Raw genomic sequence first — 601 nt, 5'->3', positions numbered from 1 at the left:
ACACCTCCCGGCCCTGCTTCCACGCACCGAGCGTGGCCTCAGCAGCAAACTTGCCCGCCTCAATACGCCGCTTCTCCGACTCCGCGAGCCTCTTCGCAGATTCTTGCGCCGCAGCGACGGCATCCGTGGCTTTCCTCTCGTACTTGGACAGCTTCTCCGCGACCTCAGCGCCATGCATGATGCGCAGATCCGCCCCGACATGCGAGGTCGAACCGTCCGTCTCGCGCACTTGCTCGACCGCATCGAGCCGATTCCGGAGCAGCCCTTTGCGCCACAGCTCGAAAATGCTCCGCCGAGCAGCGTCGAGCGTGTCGTCACGATCTTCGAGACCGTGCGGCAACACCTGCGTGTCAAGCACGAGCACAACGTGAAAGTGAACGTGCCAGCCGCTCGACCCGTGCGTGACCTCCGTCGCACGGACGTACCCCAGCGCGCCGAGCGATTCGAGCAGACCAACACGTCGCGCAAGCTCGCCAGTTTCCTTGCGAGGCTTTCGACGGATGCCTGCCCTGTAGTCAGCCCACGCATCACGGTTCTTCGCGACGCGCTTCTCAAACGCCGCTGCGGTCTCGCTGCCCCATCCGCGACCTAGAAAGCGCCA

At 64.4% G+C, this 601-nt stretch carries 1 protein-coding gene; it reads right to left on the bottom strand.

Going from position 1 to position 601, the window contains the following annotated elements; all coding sequences use genetic code 11:
* Nucleotides 1-601: hypothetical protein (locus ABD056_RS22765; protein WP_343870586.1), on the bottom strand; the 601-nt coding region annotated here is incomplete at both ends.

Source organism: Caenispirillum bisanense (assembly GCF_039523075.1).
Classification (GTDB): domain Bacteria; phylum Pseudomonadota; class Alphaproteobacteria; order Rhodospirillales; family Rhodospirillaceae; genus Caenispirillum; species Caenispirillum bisanense.
Note: the sequence above shows the minus strand (reverse complement) of the source record. Positions and strands in the feature narration are given on the sequence as shown.